The sequence below is a fragment of the Paenibacillus sp. M-152 genome (assembly GCF_003856555.1).
Classification (GTDB): Bacteria; Bacillota; Bacilli; order Paenibacillales; family Paenibacillaceae; genus Paenibacillus; species Paenibacillus polymyxa_C.
Window position 1 is genome coordinate 3,661,571 of record NZ_CP034141.1, and the last position, 17,433, is coordinate 3,679,003.

Consider the following 17,433-nt stretch of genomic DNA (forward strand, 5'->3'; position numbering starts at 1 on the left):
CGATAAATCATGCAGCTTTTCCACGTATGCGCCGTTTCTCTCAAGTCTTTATTTTTATCCTATTGTAGCAGATATGGAATTGTTGTGATATCTGTTGCTCCAGATGGTTGCAGAAGCCTATCAAACATACTATGATAAAATGGATAAACGATAAAATGATAAACGTCTGCGAGGAATGTACCTTGCGGCGAATACCGGGGGAAGCTGATATGAGAAATACGAAGCCGGAGACTCGAAGAAGAGGGACACCGGATTTCCAATTGCTGATCCTCACTTTGTTGCTGGTTGGATTCGGTGTAATCATGGTATTTAGCTCCAGCTCCAGCGTAGCTCTGCTGAATAAAGAATACAATTTTGACTCTTTATATTTTGTGAAGCGTCAGTCCGCATTTGCTGTACTTGGACTCTTCATTATGTTGGTAGCTATGAATATTAAGATGGAAAAATATAAAAAGCTTTTTGTGCCTTTATTTTTCATAACCATATTACTGCTAATCATCGTTCTTTTTACAGGCTCTCTGAATGGTGCAAAAAGCTGGCTCAGATTTGGTAGTATTGGCTTCCAGCCAACGGAACTTGCAAAAATCTCCATCATTCTTTACTTATCCGCACTGATTGTGAAAAAAGGAGATCGATTTAGAGATTTGCGGACTGGCTACATACCTGTAACTGTCATTGTAGGCTCTGTCGCAGGACTCATCATGCTTCAACCGGATTTAGGCTCCTGCTTTATTTTGGTAGCCACCAGTGGCCTGATTATTTATGCCGGGGGAGCCAGCGTCAAACACATTACCGCATCAATCATCCTGCTCGTGCTAGGCGCTTCCATCGTATTTGGTATTGGGTCATTGTTTGGAGGAGATTCCGAAAGCGCAAATGGACAAGCTACTGCTGCCAAGCAAGATTATAAAATCGGACGCTTTCAAGCCTTTCTTGATCCTGAGAAGTATAGACAAGGAACGGGATACAATCTGGTGCAGTCTTTGCAAGCTATTGGCGAAGGCGGCTTAAACGGATCAGGATTTGGTAAAGGCATTATCAAGCTTCATTATTTGCCCAATTCATTTAATGATTTTATCTTTTCTGTCATTGGTGAAGAGTTTGGATTTATCGGAACAGCCATTTTCCTAATGTTATATTTGTATTTCATTTGGCGAGGCATGCTCATTGCTCTGCGTTGCCATGATCCGTTCGGAACGTTGGTGGGCACTGGCATCATGGGTTTGATCGCCATTCAGGCCTTCATTAATATCGGCGGAGTAACCCAAACGATTCCAATCACTGGCGTAACCCTTCCGTTTATTAGCTTTGGTGGTTCCTCCCTGCTTGTTATGATGTTCTCCATGGGCATCATGCTCAGTATTTCTCGTGAGAACACCAAACAAGCAGTGCAAGAACGCACTACAGGGGTAACTGTCCGTAATGAAGTCCCTACTCGCTTTCAAACTCGTAGAACCAACCGTTACCGCTAAAAAAAGAACTTCCATATGGCCACTAACCACGGTGGCATTGGAAGTTCTTTTTTTGTATATGTATATAACTACAGGTCCGTATGCAAAATGTTATCCAGCAGATTCACAAAACGAAAACTGGCGTTTTATAACCACCAGTTTTCGTGTAACTTATTCGGATTATCGCAGGGAATTCCGGCATCTATACCATTGGTGAAAAATGTCCATTTAGCATGTGATGGGTCTATTACACTGCATCGTCCTTGAAGGCGACACCTTCCACTTTTACGTTCACTTCCACGACCCGCAATCCCGTCATACTTTCGACGGCTTCTCGCACATTTTGCTGAAGAATTCGGGACACCTCATGAATAGGTGTTTCGTAGAGCACGATAATACGTAGATCAATGGCAGCTTCCAGTTGTCCAACCTCCACTGATACGCCCTTTTGTACATTTTTACCGCTCAGCCTTTTGGCCCAGCCTTCCGATAAGCCGCCTGACATTGCAGCAATGCCTGGTGTCTCTAATGCGGCCATCCCGGCAATTTTTCCTACGACATCGTTGGAAATCTTGATGTTTCCTGCTTCCAGTTGTTGAATTTGCTCTGCCATGACCTATGTCCCCCTTCATCCATCCTTTATTTGTATTGTAAAGCCTCAGCCACTCCAAATGCAAACCTTACGTATAAAAACATCGTTCGTTTACAACCTATATCATTTTGGGTATATTAATTTAGAAAATCCATACAAGTGACAGTATTCACCAAACTTGTACACAACTATTGATATCGAGGTGCTCTTCATTGAAAAAATGGTTATCTCCCGCTTTGCTCCTAGCGACATTTGCTCTTAGTGCAGTCGCTCATTACACACATTGGAATGCCATAGCCCAATTTGTCATTTGTGCGATTTCTGTTGTATTCGTAGCCGGTTTTCTCGGTAGGGCGACTGAAAGTGTTGCTCATTATGCTGGTCAACGTTTAGGTGGATTCTTAAATGCCACCTTTGGTAACGCAGCCGAACTGATCATCGCCATTTTTCTCGTCAAAGAAGGTCTTTACGATATGGTAAAGGCCAGTCTTACCGGTTCGATCATCGGCAATCTGCTGCTGGTGCTCGGAGCGAGTCTGTTTGCTGGCGGTTTGAAATATAAAGTACAAAATTTCAATATATCGCTGGCTGGATTAAGTGGCTCCCTGATGATTGTGGCTGTTATTGCCTTGTTCGTTCCAGCTGTCTTTCTGAACACGCATGTGATCACGGATAGCGAGTCAGATACACTCAGTCTTATCGTTGCAGGCACGCTTATTGTCGCGTATATTGCTTGGCTTATTTTTTCTATGATTACGCATAAGGACTATTTAGCTGACGTGACCGAACAAAAAGATGAAGAATTGCCGCATGAGCATGCCCCTGTATGGTCTAGAAATAAATCCATTGCCTATTTGGTACTCGCTACCGTTATGGTCGCTTTTGTCAGCGAATGGCTGGTAGGTACACTAGAAGTATTTACGACTCAATTTGGACTCAGCGAATTGTTCGTGGGTGCATTTCTTGTCGCTATTATTGGTAATGCGGCCGAACATAGCGCTGCCATTTTACTGGCTATGAAGAACAAAATCGGTGCATCTGTTGAAATTGCTGTCGGCAGCAGTTTGCAAATTGCCCTATTCGTTGCCCCTGTGCTGATTTTTGTCAGTTACTTTATGGGAAACACGATGAATATTGTTTTCACAACCATTGAATTGGTAGCCATTGCCGTCGCTGTATTTATCGCCAAATCCATCACCCAGGACGGATCAACCAACTGGTATGAGGGACTTATGCTGCTGGTAGTGTATGTATTGTTAGGTGTATCCTTCTTCCTTGTGTAGCTTCCAAAGTTTTAAAATGTAGATTAAATTGTAGTGACTGCTTCGCGTTTCATTTAAACATCTGATCACTATTGCCCTTGAATTTTTAAGACAATATAATCCTGTAAGCTGTTAAAATTCAAGGGCAAAGGTGAACGCTAAAAAGCGACCTCTCATCCTCTTTTTAAAAAATGGCATCAAAAAAAGCATGCTCTCAAATTTCGCATGCTCTCATCAATTCAACCGTCTTCCTAATTAGCCTTATTATTCATGGCCTCATATAGAATAGCCAGATTGCGTTCCAGCTCACTGACCAGCTGTTTACCTACCATTTCCGGAAGAAGTCCGGCGCGAACCGCAAAATCCACTTCCTTGGAAAATCCGTACATCTGAGTATCCAGCACTTCCTCATAGAGAGGGCAATAACGGGTTGCCAGATTCTCCATCTGTACTTCAATAAGCTTCTTTATTTTATCTGCATCTTCCTGAAGCAGATTAATGGCCTTGATATTCAATTGTTCCTGCAAATCAGATGAAGTCATGGATTCTTCCCCCCTATGTCTCAATGTCGCACAAGACGTCCTAACCTTAATATTAGACGAAATTGCAGGCTAATACAAGAACCTGACAAAAAAAGCATCCCTACAGTTACAGGTAGGGATGCTTTTGCTTCCTCAATAAGTTAGGTGGCTACTGAAATGTGCAGCCCGTGCTTCTGGAACACCTCAATAATCGCTTTTTTGGCTTCCTCGGCGTCAGGCCCGTGAACATGCAGCTCATAACTGTGACTGCTGACCAAGGTCGTAAACAAGCCCAGTATACTTTTCACATCAATATACTTATTTTCGGAATGAAGGACGATGGAAGAAGTGAATTTGCTTGCCGTCTGTGCAATTTCAACAACCGCCGCATTATTGTTGGACATAGTGAGATCCCTCGCTTTACTGGATTTTCATATATCAATGCTCATTCATTATGATACATTGAAATCGCTTTCTCAGCAAGAACAGATATCGTTATTTCAAGTTTTCAGGATTTAACGGCTCCAGCTCAGGCAGCACAAAAATACCGTCCTTACGGATTAAAACATCATCAAAATAAATTTCACCGCCACCATATTCCGGACGCTGGATCAATACCAAATCCCAATGAATCGAAGAACGGTTACCGTTATCCGCCGTTTCATAAGCTTGACCTGGTGTAAAATGCAAGCTACCAGCAATCTTCTCGTCAAACAGAATATCCTTCATTGGGTGTAAAATGTGTGGGTTAAACCCGATGGCAAACTCGCCAATATAGCGTGCTCCCTCATCGGAATCGAGAATATCATTTAACCGCTTGGTATCGTTGCTTGTCGCTTCCACGATTTTACCATTTTCAAAACGGAATTTAACATTCTCAAAGGTAATTCCATTATATAGGGTTTGTGCATTATAGCTAATGGTTCCGTTAACTGAATCACGTACAGGCGCGCTATATACTTCGCCATCCGGAATATTGCATTGACCCGAACACTTAATGGCTCCGATTTGCTTGATAGAGAAGCTTAGGTCAGTACCTGGACCGCTGATTCGTACTTTGTCTGTCCGGTTCATCAGGTCTGCCAATGCATCTTGAGCCTTGTCCATTTTCGCGTAATCCAGGTTACATACATCGAAATAAAAATCTTCGAATGCTTCAGTGCTAATATTGGCCAATTGAGCCATGCTGTCATTCGGATAACGCAGCACTACCCATTTGGTGTGTTTCACTCGTTGTTCGCTATGTACCGCATGCTGATAAATGGAATTATACATTTTCATTTTATCTTCCGGTACATCTGACAGATCATTTACATTTTCGCCTGCACGAATTCCGATGTAACAGTGCATTTGTTTCATCCGGTTGAGGTCAATTTCAGCCCAAGTTTCCAGCATTTCCTTTGTTGCATTGCGAAGCATAGCGCTCTGCACCTTACGATCTGTAAGCTGAACAAAAACATTTCCGCCTTTTTTACCAACTTCATGAATGATGGCGTTAAGCAAGTCACGCTCTGTACCAATCATTTCGATCAATACATTTTCTCCAGGCTGCACTTCAACAGAGTAACCTACCAGATTTTCCGCCAGCTTAAGTATTCTAGGATCTTTCATGTAGTGTCTCTCCTTCTTTATTTCGCTCTTTTTGAACAACGGTTAATTCAAATCCCATTGTATCATGCCCGCTCCGTTACTTGTAGTCCTCAAAAGCAACTCTGGTTATCAGAGCCTCTTGGTGCAGCTTTTCATTCGCAACTTGTCGGGAAATTCGGCATTCTGACGACAGCTTTAAAGGCAAACCCGTCTGGCGGTCTATAGTTAAATGGTACACAGTCCGCACATTGGAATGCTCCAGCTGATTGTTCATATCCTCACAACTCTGCTTCCATACTTGACTCAGCTTTTGTTGCAGCTCTTGGTTCGTTTTTGTATGCTGCGTTTTTAATATCCTGATTTGAGGATTTAACGTATTCATTTCTTCCATTAAACGTTCTTTCAACCAACGCTTTGCTGAGGCAGGTTCTAGTTCAATCCTCACCATCCAAGTTCCCCGGGCAGCTCCCTTTTCCATACGAATGCTCTTATTCAGTGTGTTTAATTCCTCAAGCTCCTGTATCGGATTGAAGCGATTTAACATGCCATTTTGAACCATAGAAGTATCCCCAGATGTCAGCGCAATCCATTTTCCATTTTGACGAAGAAACCGTTCATGTGTAACACCAGGCTCAAACTTATCTTCTTTCAGTGCTACATAGTCGCCTTGCTTACGCAAAGCCTCTGCAGATCCCCAGTGCATGATTAGTTCATCGTGATTTTTTAGCTTCCCGCGATATTCAAACTGTTTAGTCGTAGGCAGGCCGTCAGTTCTGATTCTAGTCTGTCCGATAAACGTTATCCTCTCTCTGCCAGCCATTCCTGCAACAGCTCTTCTAAAAATCTGCTCAGGAGTATATTGCCGATCCAGTGCACAACCGCTTAACACACATATAATCAGAAACATACAGCCCCGCATTACCCATTGCTTTCTCCAATGCATACCATCATCCGTCCTATCCTAAACATGACTATAAATCATGATAAAAATTCTGTTTCAGAACATCCAGGTTATAGCTATGCTTAGGATTACCTGTCTACAATCGGTTATGCAAAACAAAAAGAGAACATTCCCTAAGGAATATTCTCTACATATCGCCTACATGATCAATAACTATACGATTACGTCCTTCATTTTTCGCTTCATACAAGGCCATATCAGCCCTATAAAATAAAGATTCGATGCTGATTTGCTCGTCCAGCCAGTTCCATTCGGCAATCCCGCAAGAAACAGTCACCTGAGGATTAGTTTCATGCTGTACACAGCTACGTATTTTTTCTGCATATCCCAGTGCCTGTTGAACCCCCAACTGCGGCAAATAAATGGCAAGCTCCTCTCCGCCCCATCTGGCACATACATCCTCATCACGAGTCGCCGAGCGAACAATATTGCTAACGCTTTTCAGAATTTCGTCACCCGTCTGGTGCCCATACGTATCATTCACCTGCTTGAATTGATCAATATCAACCAAAATAAGAGAGCCACAGAAATCCTTTTCCTGATGTTCCTGAATAATTCGGTCTACATAATGACGTACATATAAACCTGTTAACATGTCCATATTAGCCAGACGCCGCACCTCGGCATGTAGCATAGCATTGGTTACGGCCAGTCCGATATGAGGAGCTAGCATTTGCAGCATCTTGTAATTATCGTAAGAAAAAAAATGTGGAAGCTTGCTCGACAATAATATAACCCCTCTAGGAGTCCCCCTGTTCTTCATAGGCACAGCCATCAAAGACTGAGAGTCCGTCGTATCCATAAACCGAGAGGATATCTTCCCATCCTTTCTATAGTCAGACACAATCACGGGTTCTCCTGTTTTGCATATCAGTCCAGCAAATCCACCTTCACGAGGGTAACTCTCCAGCTTTAAACTTTCCACATTGCTTGACATCACCCTAAAGCAACTTCCATCCTGATCCAGCTGCACAATACAACAAAAGTCGGCCATGAACATTTTTAATAATTCCTGCACGGCAAACTCAAATATTTCATTTAATTTCAGGCTCTGATTCAAACGCTGAACCAACTCATTAATGAGCCGTAATTCATGGATAAGTACATTCGATTGCTCCAGCAGCTTCGCATTTTCAAATGCGGTGCCAGCTGTATCTGCCATCATCGCAATCAGCTCTACGTCCACTTTTTCCATACTATCCGCACCTGCCGGAAGAATCATATGGAAAACACCATATACGCCCTGCTTGCCACGTAACGGGATACCGATTTCAGTTATTTCATCTTGTGGACCGGCAGGCTCATTCACAACCATTTGCCCTTTCATAAATGCACGGACACATACATCCTCGTCCCGTTCATGTAGCAACAAAGGCTTGACCTGAGGATTTCGACTGTGCCGATCCTGACTCATATACAACGTGATATCCACATGGGGAAACAAATAGGCGATACTTCCAAATACTTCATCCAGCACGCCTTCCACATCAATCTTGTCATGCATCCGTTTTACAATCTGAAATAAAATAGAGCGGCGTCTGCCTTCACGTTCACTCCGATTCTGCATCCCTAGGATATCTTCCATAAATATATACTCAAACTTCGAGTAAAAGCAGGATCTAAAATGCAAAGAAGCCACTAACAATGCGTCCTGATTCGAGACAAAATGTTGAGCAGGCCGTGTAAAACGAAGAGCGGCGAAAGGCTCTCTCTTGTAATTGCGGCATAGTATGGGAACCATGTATACAAATGCAAGGCTCCCATCTCGAAGTTTACGCTGGCTCACTTCCATCTCTCTAGATATGCAACAACGCTCGACCAACTCTAAATCCTCGTCATCATCCTCTTCCCTACCAGCAACCCGAACACCTGTAAAATTAAAGACAGCAGTATACTCTTCACTGATCCAGGATATACCATTGCTCTGCTGTAACCAATTCCGATATCCTTGGACGAGAAGTTGATTAATATAGGGGTAATCATAGGGTGTCATATCCATGTTCTGGAGCCAGGCAAAAGACGTATATCCTTTATCATCAAACAGCGGAGCACCGCTAGCCTGCACTGTTTTACTGTCAAGCGTTTGCTGATCCGTTGTTGAAAATTCCGACATATTAAGGCGCTCCTTCACAGCAAAATTAGCTGTACCAAGACAGCGGCTATACACCACTATAGCTCATAATATGATCTATTTTACTCTCAACTTTAGAAATTTGCATCCATTTTTCAGAAATTCGTCCCACCTTTTTAGTTCTTAAGCCCTATCGACAAATTTTGACGTTTTCATTCTTTTTCTCTACTTGACATTGACCCACTATAACATATAATATATATTATTGAAAAAGACTGTACGGCAGAACTATCTACTGTGCGGATCTTAAATTTTGGGCGTAACAGTTTGTGTCACCCTCATCTTATTTGTTGCTGACAGGACAGCGGCTGAACTTTTCTGTCAGTAGTGCGTCTCACCTTCTAGGTAGCGCCGAACAAATTGGAGCGCAAAGAGAGCCCCAACTCAAATTTTAATTATGAAGGAGTTAACTCTATAATGGCACGTTACACTGGTCCTAAATTTAAATTGAGCCGTCGTCTCGGTATTTCCCTGAGCGGCACAGGTAAAGAATTGAAACGCCCTTTCCCTCCGGGACAACATGGTGCAAACCAACGGAGAAAAATCAGTAACTACGGTATGCAGCTTCAAGAAAAACAAAAGCTGCGCCACATGTACGGTTTGGGTGAAAAACAATTCCGTACCCTGTTCAACAAAGCTCAACACATGCACGGTATCGCTGGTGAAAACTTTATGTTCTTGCTGGAAAGCCGCCTGGACAACCTTGTATTCCGTCTTGGCTTTGCTAATTCCCGTGCAGGCGCACGTCAATTGGTAGCTCATGGTCACGTTACTGTGAACGGCAAAAAAGTTGACATCGCTTCTTACCAAGTAAGCCCTGGCGATGTGATCGGTCTTCGTGAAAGAAGTCGTTCCCTGTCTTCCATCAAAGAAGCTTTGGAAAACCGTAACCACTTGGTAGCTTACCTGGAGTACAATGACGCAGCTCTGGAAGGTAAATACATTCGTTTGCCTGAGCGTGCTGAATTGTCCCAAGATATCGATGAAAAACAAATCGTCGAGTTCTACAACCGCTAATCCTTGCATTAGCACCAAAAAGCACCCGAATTCATTCGGGTGCTTTTTATATTCCCCACATATTAAGCCTGAGATTTTTATTCAATGGGGATGTACACTTTCATATTCAAATGATCAGGATAGGAATTCATCACGTCCGTAATTTCAAAATCAGGCCCCTCCCTCCGTTCAAAATTAGAATTAGGAAGCCATGTGCCATAGATAAAATCTCGTATATTCTGAACTCGTCCTTTTGAACCTGAAGCGTCAAACTCAGCATACTTGCCTGCTGGAATCTCCATATATATGAAACCCTCTGCCAGTTCTTTTGACTCTTTTTCAACTTCCTCACCCACCACAAATGAAAATGCACCGTTATCTTCAAATCGACAGGCAATCCCATATGACATTCCCGGAGCGATTTTATTCGGAATACACATAAAATATTCATGTGCGCCAAAGTGTTCATAAAATCCTGGGATTTCTTTATAGTGCTGCTCATTATTCAGATTTGTTTTATATTCATATCCTACAATTTTGGTCGTTTCGAGTTGCAATATTACAGGCTTGTTCACCTCTAATTCCTCCGTTGCGTTTTTTTGGTAATCCAAAAAATTGATTTTGCTTTGACCAGAAAGCTCAATGTCACAGTTACGATATTTCCCAGGGGTGATCCCAAAACTTTTTTCAAAAGCGCGAGTAAAAGCTTCTTGCGAGTTGTACTGATACTCAATAGCAATGTCCAATACCTTTTGATTGGATTGCTTTAGCCGTTTAGCCGCCTCGGACAATCTTCTCCTTCTTATATATTGTTGCACTGTAAAACCCGAAATGGCCTGAAAAACCCGCTGGAAATGAAAAGCTGAAAAGTATGCCTGTGAAGCAACCTCGGCAATTTTTAAATCTTCCCGGAGATTCAATTCAATAAACTCAATCGCACACTGAATTCGTTTAAAGTAGTCCATATAATCCTTCCCCGCACTTGTAATTTATCTAGCCTACATCCACATTGGGTAACCCACGTATTCATTATGTATAACTCTTTACCTACTTGTTTGATTATTTGTGCTAAGTTTACCACGGCTTTTCATTTGGCAGAAATAAAAAAAGCAGCACTGAGATGTAAAATCAATCTCAACGCTGCTAGTGAATGTATTTTAATTATCCGAGCTTGATTTTAGCAAATTTCCGTTTACCTACCTGTACAATGTCGCCTTCTTGCGGCTTGTATGCTTCGTTCACATCAGTCCACTTCTCTTCATTAATTTTAACCGAACCCTGCTGAATACTACGCTTGGCCTCACCGTTAGATGCTGCAAAGCCTAGATGAGTCAGCAACTGGATCACACGAATGCCGCCTTCTTCTAGCTGATCTGCTGTCAAGGTGAATTCTTCAATATCATCAGGAAGCGCGCGTTGTTGGAATACGGTCACAAAATGCTGCTTGGCTGCTTCCGCCGCTTCTTCACCGTGGTACATGCGGACTAATGTTCCGGCCAGTTTCATTTTGGCATCACGTGGATGCACTGAACCTTCCTTAACACCTTTCGCCAGCTCTGCCAGCTCCTCATTGGTAATATCCGTTGCAAGCTCAAAATATTTCAGCATCAGCTCGTCAGGAACGGACATTGATTTACCGTAAATTTCGTTTGGCTCCTCATCCACACCAATGTAGTTCCCCAAACTTTTGCTCATCTTCTGAACGCCATCAAGACCCTCAAGCAGTGGTAATGTAATAGTTGCCTGCGGCTCCACTCCGTATTCTTTTTGCAGCGTTCTACCCATCAGCAGATTAAACTTCTGATCTGTACCACCCAATTCTATATCACTTTGGAGAGCCACAGAATCCATGCCCTGCATCAGCGGGTAAAAGAACTCATGGATGCTGATCGGCAAGCCGTTTTGGTATCTTTTTGTAAAATCATCCCGCTCCAACATACGGGCAACCGTTACTTTAGCAGACAGAGTTACCACATCCGCAAAAGACATCGGGCCTAACCATTCAGAATTGTAGTATACCTTTGTCTTTTCAGGATCGAGAATCTTAAAGATTTGTTCCTTGTATGTTTGTGCATTGCGCTGTACATCTTCCTCAGTCAGTTGCTTGCGGGTCTCCGATTTACCTGTCGGATCACCAATTCTGCCTGTAAAATCTCCGATAATCAGTTGCACTTGGTGCCCTAATTCCTGAAACTGGCGCAGTTTGTGCATAACAACCGTATGTCCGATGTGAATGTCGGGCGCAGACGGATCCAAACCCAGCTTAATTTTGAGTGGCTCGCCGCTAACAACCGATTTAACAACCTTACGCTTCAGCTCATCCTCAGGTACAATTTCCGCTACTCCACGACGTATCACTTCTAGTTGTCGTTCTACCTCTGCCTGTTGCTCAGGCTTCAATTCTTCCCACTTCATCCTGAATCCCTCCTATTTTTCATCCAAAAATTACTATTTTAACAAACCAAAAAGCCCCTTTCATCCCAAGGGACGAGAAGGAGCTGCTCGCGTTACCACCCTAATTAAAGAAACGTATGCAAAAGCAAACGTTTCTTTCACTTCATTCCTATAACGGGTCTACACCCGGTACCGGATTACTATGATGAGCTTCGCAAACCTGCAAAAGCCTTCCATTCATCCAGACAGCTCCAGACGGTAATTCAAAGGAGGGACGCTACCGATTCACACCACCCATCGGCTCTCTGCACAACGTGATTCCGCCTTCTACTGAAGTCTTTCTCTGCTTTTCACGATATTTACTTTGACCTATTTATAACACACTGTTTTTATGTAGTCAACGACACCAAAAGACAGGCTTTTTAGCATATGGGTTCATTTTGTAATTTTATGCTATAATAATGGCTGTTATAAAGGAGGAAGACTTAATGGTTGAAGAAAAAAACAATGTATCAGAGCCAAAGCCTTCCCGCTTACGGAGAACCATGCGAAGGCTCGGCCGTGTCATAAAGTGGGTCGTTATCATCGGTTTTATGGGAGCACTATTCGCAGGAGGAACCGCCGCCGGCTATATTGCTTCTATTGTAAAAAACGAGCCCGTGCGTTCCAGATCTACGATTCTACAGGAAGTAGATAAAAATGCAATTACAGGCTTCGCTTATTTCAATGATGGCTCTCCCATCGGGCAGCTTCGGACCGAGGAAGATCGAAGACCTGTTACATTTAAGGAGATTCCTCAGCTCGTCATTGACGCAGTCATTGCTATTGAAGATAACCATTTTTACGAGCATAAAGGTGTCGATTTGTCGGGAACGCTGCGTGCTGTGAAGCAAAAGGCACTACATGAATCCGTACAAACTGGGGGGAGTACTCTTACCCAGCAGCTTGCACGTCGTGTCTTTTTAAATCTTGATCGTACGGATGACCGCAAGGTCAAAGAAATTTTACTATCTCTGCGCCTTGAGCGCTTCCTGAGCAAGCAGCAAATAATTACAGCCTATCTCAATAAGGTACCCTTTGGTAACGGATCAAGCGGTTACAACGTCTTTGGTATTAAAGCAGCGGCCAAAGGTATTTTTAATGAGAATGATTTGGGCAAGCTTAATGTAGCCCAAGCTGCCTATCTGGCAGGCTTGCCACAACTCCCTTCTTCTTATTCTGCTTACAACGGTAAAGGCGAATTTAATGAAGCTGGTTTTAAAAGAGCGATCAACCGCCAGCACCTGGTGCTCAGCCGAATGCTGGAGGAGAACAAAATCAATAAAGCACAATATGATGAAGCGATGGCTTTTGATATCAAAAAATCTCTCGCACCACGCACTGTTAAGGCTTATAACACCTATCCATATCTTATGATGGAAACAGAGCGGCAAGCTGCGCAGGCACTCATGTCTGTCACCAATCCGAGTCAAAAGGCTAATGCCAGTGCGGATACCAAAACCAAGGATGATAACGACTTGCTCAAAGAAGCCGAACAGCAGCTTCGCACAGGCGGTTATATGGTATATACCACCATTGATAAGAGCGTGTACAAATCCATGCGTCAAATTGCAGAAAATAAGGACAACTTCTCTGCTACTAGTAAAACCAAGGGTGACGAGCAAGCGGCAGCCATTCTGATTCAGCATAAAACCGGCGCCATTCTCGGCATGATGGAAGGTCGAGACTTCCAAAAGGAGCAAATGAACTATGCTACCCAGATGGTACGCCAGCCGGGTTCAGCCATGAAACCGATTGCTGCTTATCTGCCTGCTTTGGACAGCGGTCTCGTACAGCCTGGCACGATTGTGGACGATGCTCCTATTATTTTGAAAGATGGCAGTAATGGATATCACATCCCGAAAAATTCCAACAACCGCTACCAAGGATTGGTCACAGCGCGTTATGCACTGAATCAATCGCTAAATACGATAGCACTCAAGCTGTTTAACGAAAAGGTAGGGATCAATAAAGCTTGGGCTTTTGCTAAAAAACTGGGTATCACCACCTTGGAACCAAGCGATAACAACGCCCAAACTGGTGTACTCGGCGGCTTGGCACACGGGGTAACCGTTGAGGAACTAACCAATGCATATGGAGCTATCCCAAATGGCGGTGTGTTTAATGATGCCTACATGATCGAAAAGATCGTGGATTCGCAAGGCAATATTGTATACAAGCATCAGCCTAATCCTGTACAAGCCTTCACACCACAAACCGCCTACCTGATGACAGATATGTTACGTACAGCCGTATCGGAAGGCACAGGCAGACTGGTGAGACGTAACTTTAATCAATCCGGCAAGATTCCGATTGCCGGTAAGACAGGCACTACGCAATCCTACACCGATGTGTGGTTCGAGGGCTTTACACCTGACGTCACGCTGGGAGTGTGGGTTGGTTACAAGCAACCTGTCAATAAACTTGAAACGAAAGCACAAAAAGAGCGGGCTCGTCGTCTATGGGCTCTAATCATGAATGAAGTAACGGCTAAAGATTCTCAGTTATTCCAAACGGATAGTTTCAAGAGACCTGACGGTATTGTAAGCCGGACAGCATCCGCTTATGGTTCAGACATTTATAACAGTAAATATTTACCCAAAAACAGTGAAAATGGCGTTACCCGTGCGAAATATATTACCTATCAGGGTGTAAATTACATTCCACGTGATGGTACGCCAGATGATATGTTGTATGAACGGACCGTTAGAAAACGGGAAAAGCCAATCTCAGAATTGATTAAAGAGCTTCAGCAAGCCTTTACAGTGATGAGACGGCATAATTCGTTGTCCTACTATCTGCCTCAAGATGCAGATAAAGAAGCTCCTACTCAGATTGATCCACGCAAGGACGATGGGGCAGCTCCTAACGCTCCATCTAGCGTCAGCGTAAGCTATAGCGACGGCAAGGCCATAATTAGCTTTAGCCCAAGCGGAAACAGTGATGTTGTAGGTTACCGTCTATATCGTTCTACAGATGGAGGCAGCTTCGAGCGGCTTGGCAAGGTTGTCATGGCTGATGGCTCCAAGGTATTCTCTGACAGCCCTGGTGGAGGCAGTGCAAGTTACTATGTGACTGCCGTTGATGTGGGAGGACATGAATCTGGGCCAAGTACCAAAGCAAGTGCAGTGCCTGTAGTGCCACCTGCAGATTCTGAGTCACCAGATATTCCGGGCGAGGGAGATGAAACAGGTGCGCAGCCTACAGAAGTTCCTACTGCTCCTGAACAGCCCCAAGCTAAAGCGGCAGGCACGTCCGTAGTGCTCCAATGGAGTGCAGGAAAGCCTGCGGACGCTATAACAGGCTATAACGTATATTACAGTGAAAGCGGTGCGGAGCCTTTTAAAAACATAGGCTCTACCGCAAACACCAACTTTGAGTATAAACCAGGCCGCAAGCCCAAAGGCTGGTTCCGTGTTACTTCCATGAATACCATGGGGGAATCGGCTCCTTCTGGAGCCGTTCGTCCATAGTTCAAGACAAAAACAAGAAGCAATATTTTGGGTGAGATGAATGAGTTCACCCTAATAAAAAAGGGAGTCTTCATAGCTATAATGGCTATGGAGACTCCCTTTTTAGTGCAAACATGCATCAATTCAATCCTCAATGGTAGACAGGTCACCTGTAGGAAGGTTAAGCTCCCAGGCTTTCAGCACACGTCTCATAATTTTACCGGAACGGGTTTTGGGTAACTTTTCCTTAAATTCAATTTCACGCGGAGCAGCATGAGCAGACAGCCCTTCCTTGACGAAGCGGTAAATGTCCTGTTGTAACGCTTCCGACGCGGTATAGCCATCACGCAGGGCGACAAATGCTTTAATGATCTCTCCTCGAACAGTATCTGGTTTCCCAATGACTCCAGCTTCCGCTACAGCAGGATGCTCCAGAAGCTTGCTCTCCACCTCAAAAGGTCCGATGCGCTCTCCGGAGGAGTTGATAACATCATCAATTCTTCCCTGAAACCAGAAATATCCGTCCTCATCCATATAAGCTGAATCACCGGATACATACCAACCGGGAAAGCGGAAATATTCCTGAAACTTATTTGGGTTGTTCCATATACGATTCATCATGGATGGCCATGGTGTACGAATCGCCAAATGTCCCATCCTATTAGGAGGCAACACCTGGCCTCTGTCGTCCAAAATAGCAGCTTGAATACCTGGAAGTGGCTTTCCCATCGAACCTGGCTTAATCGGCAGCTCTGGGTAATTACAGATCAACTGGCCTCCTGTTTCCGTCATCCACCAAGTATCATGAATACGCTGTGTGTATACTTGCCACCCCCATCTCACTACCTCGGGATTCAGTGGCTCCCCAACGGATAATACATGCCGCAAGCTGCTGAGATCATAGTTGGAAACTACCTGCTCCCCTGCGCTCATCAACATCCGAAACGCCGTAGGAGCACTATACCAAATAGTCACTTCGTGACGTTCAATCGTACGGTACCAGTCCTCTGGGCTGAAACGGCCTCCACGGATGACATTTGTTGCTCCATTTAGCCAAGGAGCAAAAATGCCATATGACGTTCCCGTAACCCAGCCAGGGTCCGCAGTACACCAATATACATCATCTTCCCGCAGATCCAGCACCATTTTACCCGTATAGTAATGCTGAATCATTGCATTTTGTACATGATACACGCCTTTGGGCTTGCCCGTTGAGCCTGATGTATAGTGAATAATTAATCCATCTTCACGACTCAGCCATTCGGGCTCAAGCTCTTCTGAGGATGTGAGCATTTCCGTTTCGAAATCAATAATTCCCTGCTCCCGTTCGTCCATATCACCGACCACAAAAATATGACGCAACTCAGGAAGCTCCTCACGTTTTACCCGTGAAAGAAGCGCAGGTGTGGTTACTAATGCCACCGCCCCGCTATCCTCCAAGCGATCTTTAACCGCCGTTTCCATAAACGCCTCAAACAGTGGACCGACAACAGCGCCTACCTTTAAAACCCCAAGCATACTAATGACCAGTTCAGGTGAACGCGGCATGAATATAAACACCCGTTCCCCTTTACCAATACCGTATTTGCGCAGCACATTTCCGAACCTGTTCGAGCTGGCACGAAGCTGAGAAAAAGTGTAGGTTTCATGACGGTTTGCATCACAATACAAAAGTGCTGCTTTCTCACCCCGACCTTCCTCTACATGTCGATCAATCGCTTCATGTGCCATATTCACTTTGCCTGTTTCATACCACGTAAAATGACGTTCTACATCTTCCCACTGAAAGTTGTTGTAAGCTTGTTCATAAGAGCCCATGTTGGATGTGGGAACTACAGCCTGGAGTTCTTCAATCTTCATGCGTTCAGCCTCCTCACAATGGAATAATGAGAATTACACAGAACAAAATAGCGCTTACAAAATTAATGGTGCAAATGATTTCTTTTGATTTGTGGTTTGATTTAAAGCACTTAATTGTGAACAATTCGTGTCTAAATCAGTATATCATAGGTAAGGATGTGACGACCATCCTTTTCATTTATTT

General features: G+C 43.9%; 13 protein-coding genes and 1 other annotated feature. Of the genes, 4 read left to right on the forward strand and 9 right to left on the reverse strand.

From position 1 onward, the window contains the following. The first annotated feature begins 209 nt into the window (after nucleotides 1–209). A complete protein-coding gene (gene ftsW / locus EGM68_RS16075) occupies nucleotides 210–1,472 on the forward strand; it encodes a putative lipid II flippase FtsW (RefSeq protein ID WP_013371867.1) in 1,263 nt (420 codons plus the stop codon). Between the two features lie 226 nt (nucleotides 1,473–1,698). Here ftsW and EGM68_RS16080 read toward each other — a convergent pair whose 3' ends face one another. Next, complete coding sequence (locus EGM68_RS16080) at nucleotides 1,699–2,064, reverse strand: Asp23/Gls24 family envelope stress response protein (protein WP_013310912.1); 366 nt, start codon at nucleotides 2,062–2,064, stop codon at nucleotides 1,699–1,701. 191 nt (nucleotides 2,065–2,255) lie between these two features. Here EGM68_RS16080 and cax point away from each other — a divergent pair, with 191 nt between their 5' ends. Beyond that, nucleotides 2,256–3,326 carry a calcium/proton exchanger gene (cax, locus tag EGM68_RS16085; protein WP_025675467.1) on the forward strand — a complete coding sequence of 357 codons (1,071 nt, stop codon included), beginning with the start codon at nucleotides 2,256–2,258 and terminating at the stop codon, nucleotides 3,324–3,326. A gap of 230 nt (nucleotides 3,327–3,556) precedes the next feature. Here cax and EGM68_RS16090 read toward each other — a convergent pair whose 3' ends face one another. The 5 genes from EGM68_RS16090 to EGM68_RS16110 form a co-directional block, all read right to left on the reverse strand. Next, entirely contained in the window at nucleotides 3,557–3,847 is a 291-nt protein-coding gene (locus tag EGM68_RS16090; protein ID WP_007431028.1) for an Fpa/YlaN family protein, read from the reverse strand. 140 nt (nucleotides 3,848–3,987) lie between these two features. After that, nucleotides 3,988–4,230 (reverse strand): HPr family phosphocarrier protein, encoded by a 243-nt coding sequence (locus EGM68_RS16095; RefSeq protein ID WP_013371869.1) that lies wholly within the window; start codon nucleotides 4,228–4,230, stop codon nucleotides 3,988–3,990. 91 nt (nucleotides 4,231–4,321) lie between these two features. Beyond that, nucleotides 4,322–5,437, reverse strand: coding sequence for an aminopeptidase (locus EGM68_RS16100; protein WP_013371870.1), 1,116 nt, complete (start codon nucleotides 5,435–5,437; stop codon nucleotides 4,322–4,324). Nucleotides 5,438–5,513: 76 nt separating this feature from the next. Beyond that, nucleotides 5,514–6,335 (reverse strand): hypothetical protein, encoded by an 822-nt coding sequence (locus EGM68_RS16105; protein WP_129550337.1) that lies wholly within the window; start codon nucleotides 6,333–6,335, stop codon nucleotides 5,514–5,516. A gap of 169 nt (nucleotides 6,336–6,504) precedes the next feature. Next, on the reverse strand, nucleotides 6,505–8,490 hold the full coding sequence (locus EGM68_RS16110) for a sensor domain-containing diguanylate cyclase (RefSeq protein ID WP_129549571.1): 1,986 nt from the start codon (nucleotides 8,488–8,490) through the stop codon (nucleotides 6,505–6,507). Between the two features lie 435 nt (nucleotides 8,491–8,925). Between EGM68_RS16110 and rpsD the strand changes: the two genes are divergently transcribed. Then, complete coding sequence (gene rpsD, locus EGM68_RS16115; protein ID WP_013371873.1) at nucleotides 8,926–9,525, forward strand: 30S ribosomal protein S4; 600 nt, start codon at nucleotides 8,926–8,928, stop codon at nucleotides 9,523–9,525. A gap of 77 nt (nucleotides 9,526–9,602) precedes the next feature. Here the strand turns inward: rpsD and EGM68_RS16120 are convergent, their stop codons facing one another. Both EGM68_RS16120 and tyrS read right to left on the reverse strand, forming a co-directional pair. Then, entirely contained in the window at nucleotides 9,603–10,469 is an 867-nt protein-coding gene (locus EGM68_RS16120; protein WP_025675462.1) for an AraC family transcriptional regulator, read from the reverse strand. 196 nt (nucleotides 10,470–10,665) lie between these two features. Next, a complete protein-coding gene (gene tyrS, locus EGM68_RS16125) occupies nucleotides 10,666–11,919 on the reverse strand; it encodes a tyrosine--tRNA ligase (RefSeq protein ID WP_013371875.1) in 1,254 nt (417 codons plus the stop codon). Between the two features lie 65 nt (nucleotides 11,920–11,984). After that, nucleotides 11,985–12,251, reverse strand: a binding site (T-box leader). A 135-nt stretch (nucleotides 12,252–12,386) separates the two neighbouring features. Between tyrS and EGM68_RS16130 the strand changes: the two genes are divergently transcribed. Further along, nucleotides 12,387–15,410, forward strand: a complete 3,024-nt coding sequence (locus tag EGM68_RS16130; RefSeq protein ID WP_129549572.1) for a transglycosylase domain-containing protein — start codon at nucleotides 12,387–12,389, stop codon at nucleotides 15,408–15,410. Nucleotides 15,411–15,533: 123 nt separating this feature from the next. Here the strand turns inward: EGM68_RS16130 and acsA are convergent, their stop codons facing one another. Beyond that, nucleotides 15,534–17,249 carry an acetate--CoA ligase gene (gene acsA / locus EGM68_RS16135; RefSeq protein WP_025675459.1) on the reverse strand — a complete coding sequence of 572 codons (1,716 nt, stop codon included), beginning with the start codon at nucleotides 17,247–17,249 and terminating at the stop codon, nucleotides 15,534–15,536. Nucleotides 17,250–17,433: the final 184 nt, after the last annotated feature.

Excerpts from the sequence above, each read along its gene's own strand:
- ftsW (WP_013371867.1), top strand. The coding sequence starts at position 210 with ATGAGAAATACGAAGCCGGAGACTCGAAGAAGAGGGACACCGGATTTC.
- EGM68_RS16080 (WP_013310912.1), bottom strand. The coding sequence starts at position 2,064 with ATGGCAGAGCAAATTCAACAACTGGAAGCAGGAAACATCAAGATTTCC.
- EGM68_RS16090 (WP_007431028.1), bottom strand. The coding sequence starts at position 3,847 with ATGACTTCATCTGATTTGCAGGAACAATTGAATATCAAGGCCATTAAT.
- EGM68_RS16095 (WP_013371869.1), bottom strand. The coding sequence starts at position 4,230 with ATGTCCAACAATAATGCGGCGGTTGTTGAAATTGCACAGACGGCAAGC.
- EGM68_RS16100 (WP_013371870.1), bottom strand. The coding sequence starts at position 5,437 with ATGAAAGATCCTAGAATACTTAAGCTGGCGGAAAATCTGGTAGGTTAC.
- EGM68_RS16105 (WP_129550337.1), bottom strand. The coding sequence starts at position 6,335 with ATGCGGGGCTGTATGTTTCTGATTATATGTGTGTTAAGCGGTTGTGCA.
- EGM68_RS16110 (WP_129549571.1), bottom strand. The coding sequence starts at position 8,490 with ATGTCGGAATTTTCAACAACGGATCAGCAAACGCTTGACAGTAAAACA.
- rpsD (WP_013371873.1), top strand. The coding sequence starts at position 8,926 with ATGGCACGTTACACTGGTCCTAAATTTAAATTGAGCCGTCGTCTCGGT.
- EGM68_RS16120 (WP_025675462.1), bottom strand. The coding sequence starts at position 10,469 with ATGGACTACTTTAAACGAATTCAGTGTGCGATTGAGTTTATTGAATTG.
- tyrS (WP_013371875.1), bottom strand. The coding sequence starts at position 11,919 with ATGAAGTGGGAAGAATTGAAGCCTGAGCAACAGGCAGAGGTAGAACGA.
- EGM68_RS16130 (WP_129549572.1), top strand. The coding sequence starts at position 12,387 with ATGGTTGAAGAAAAAAACAATGTATCAGAGCCAAAGCCTTCCCGCTTA.
- acsA (WP_025675459.1), bottom strand. The coding sequence starts at position 17,249 with ATGAAGATTGAAGAACTCCAGGCTGTAGTTCCCACATCCAACATGGGC.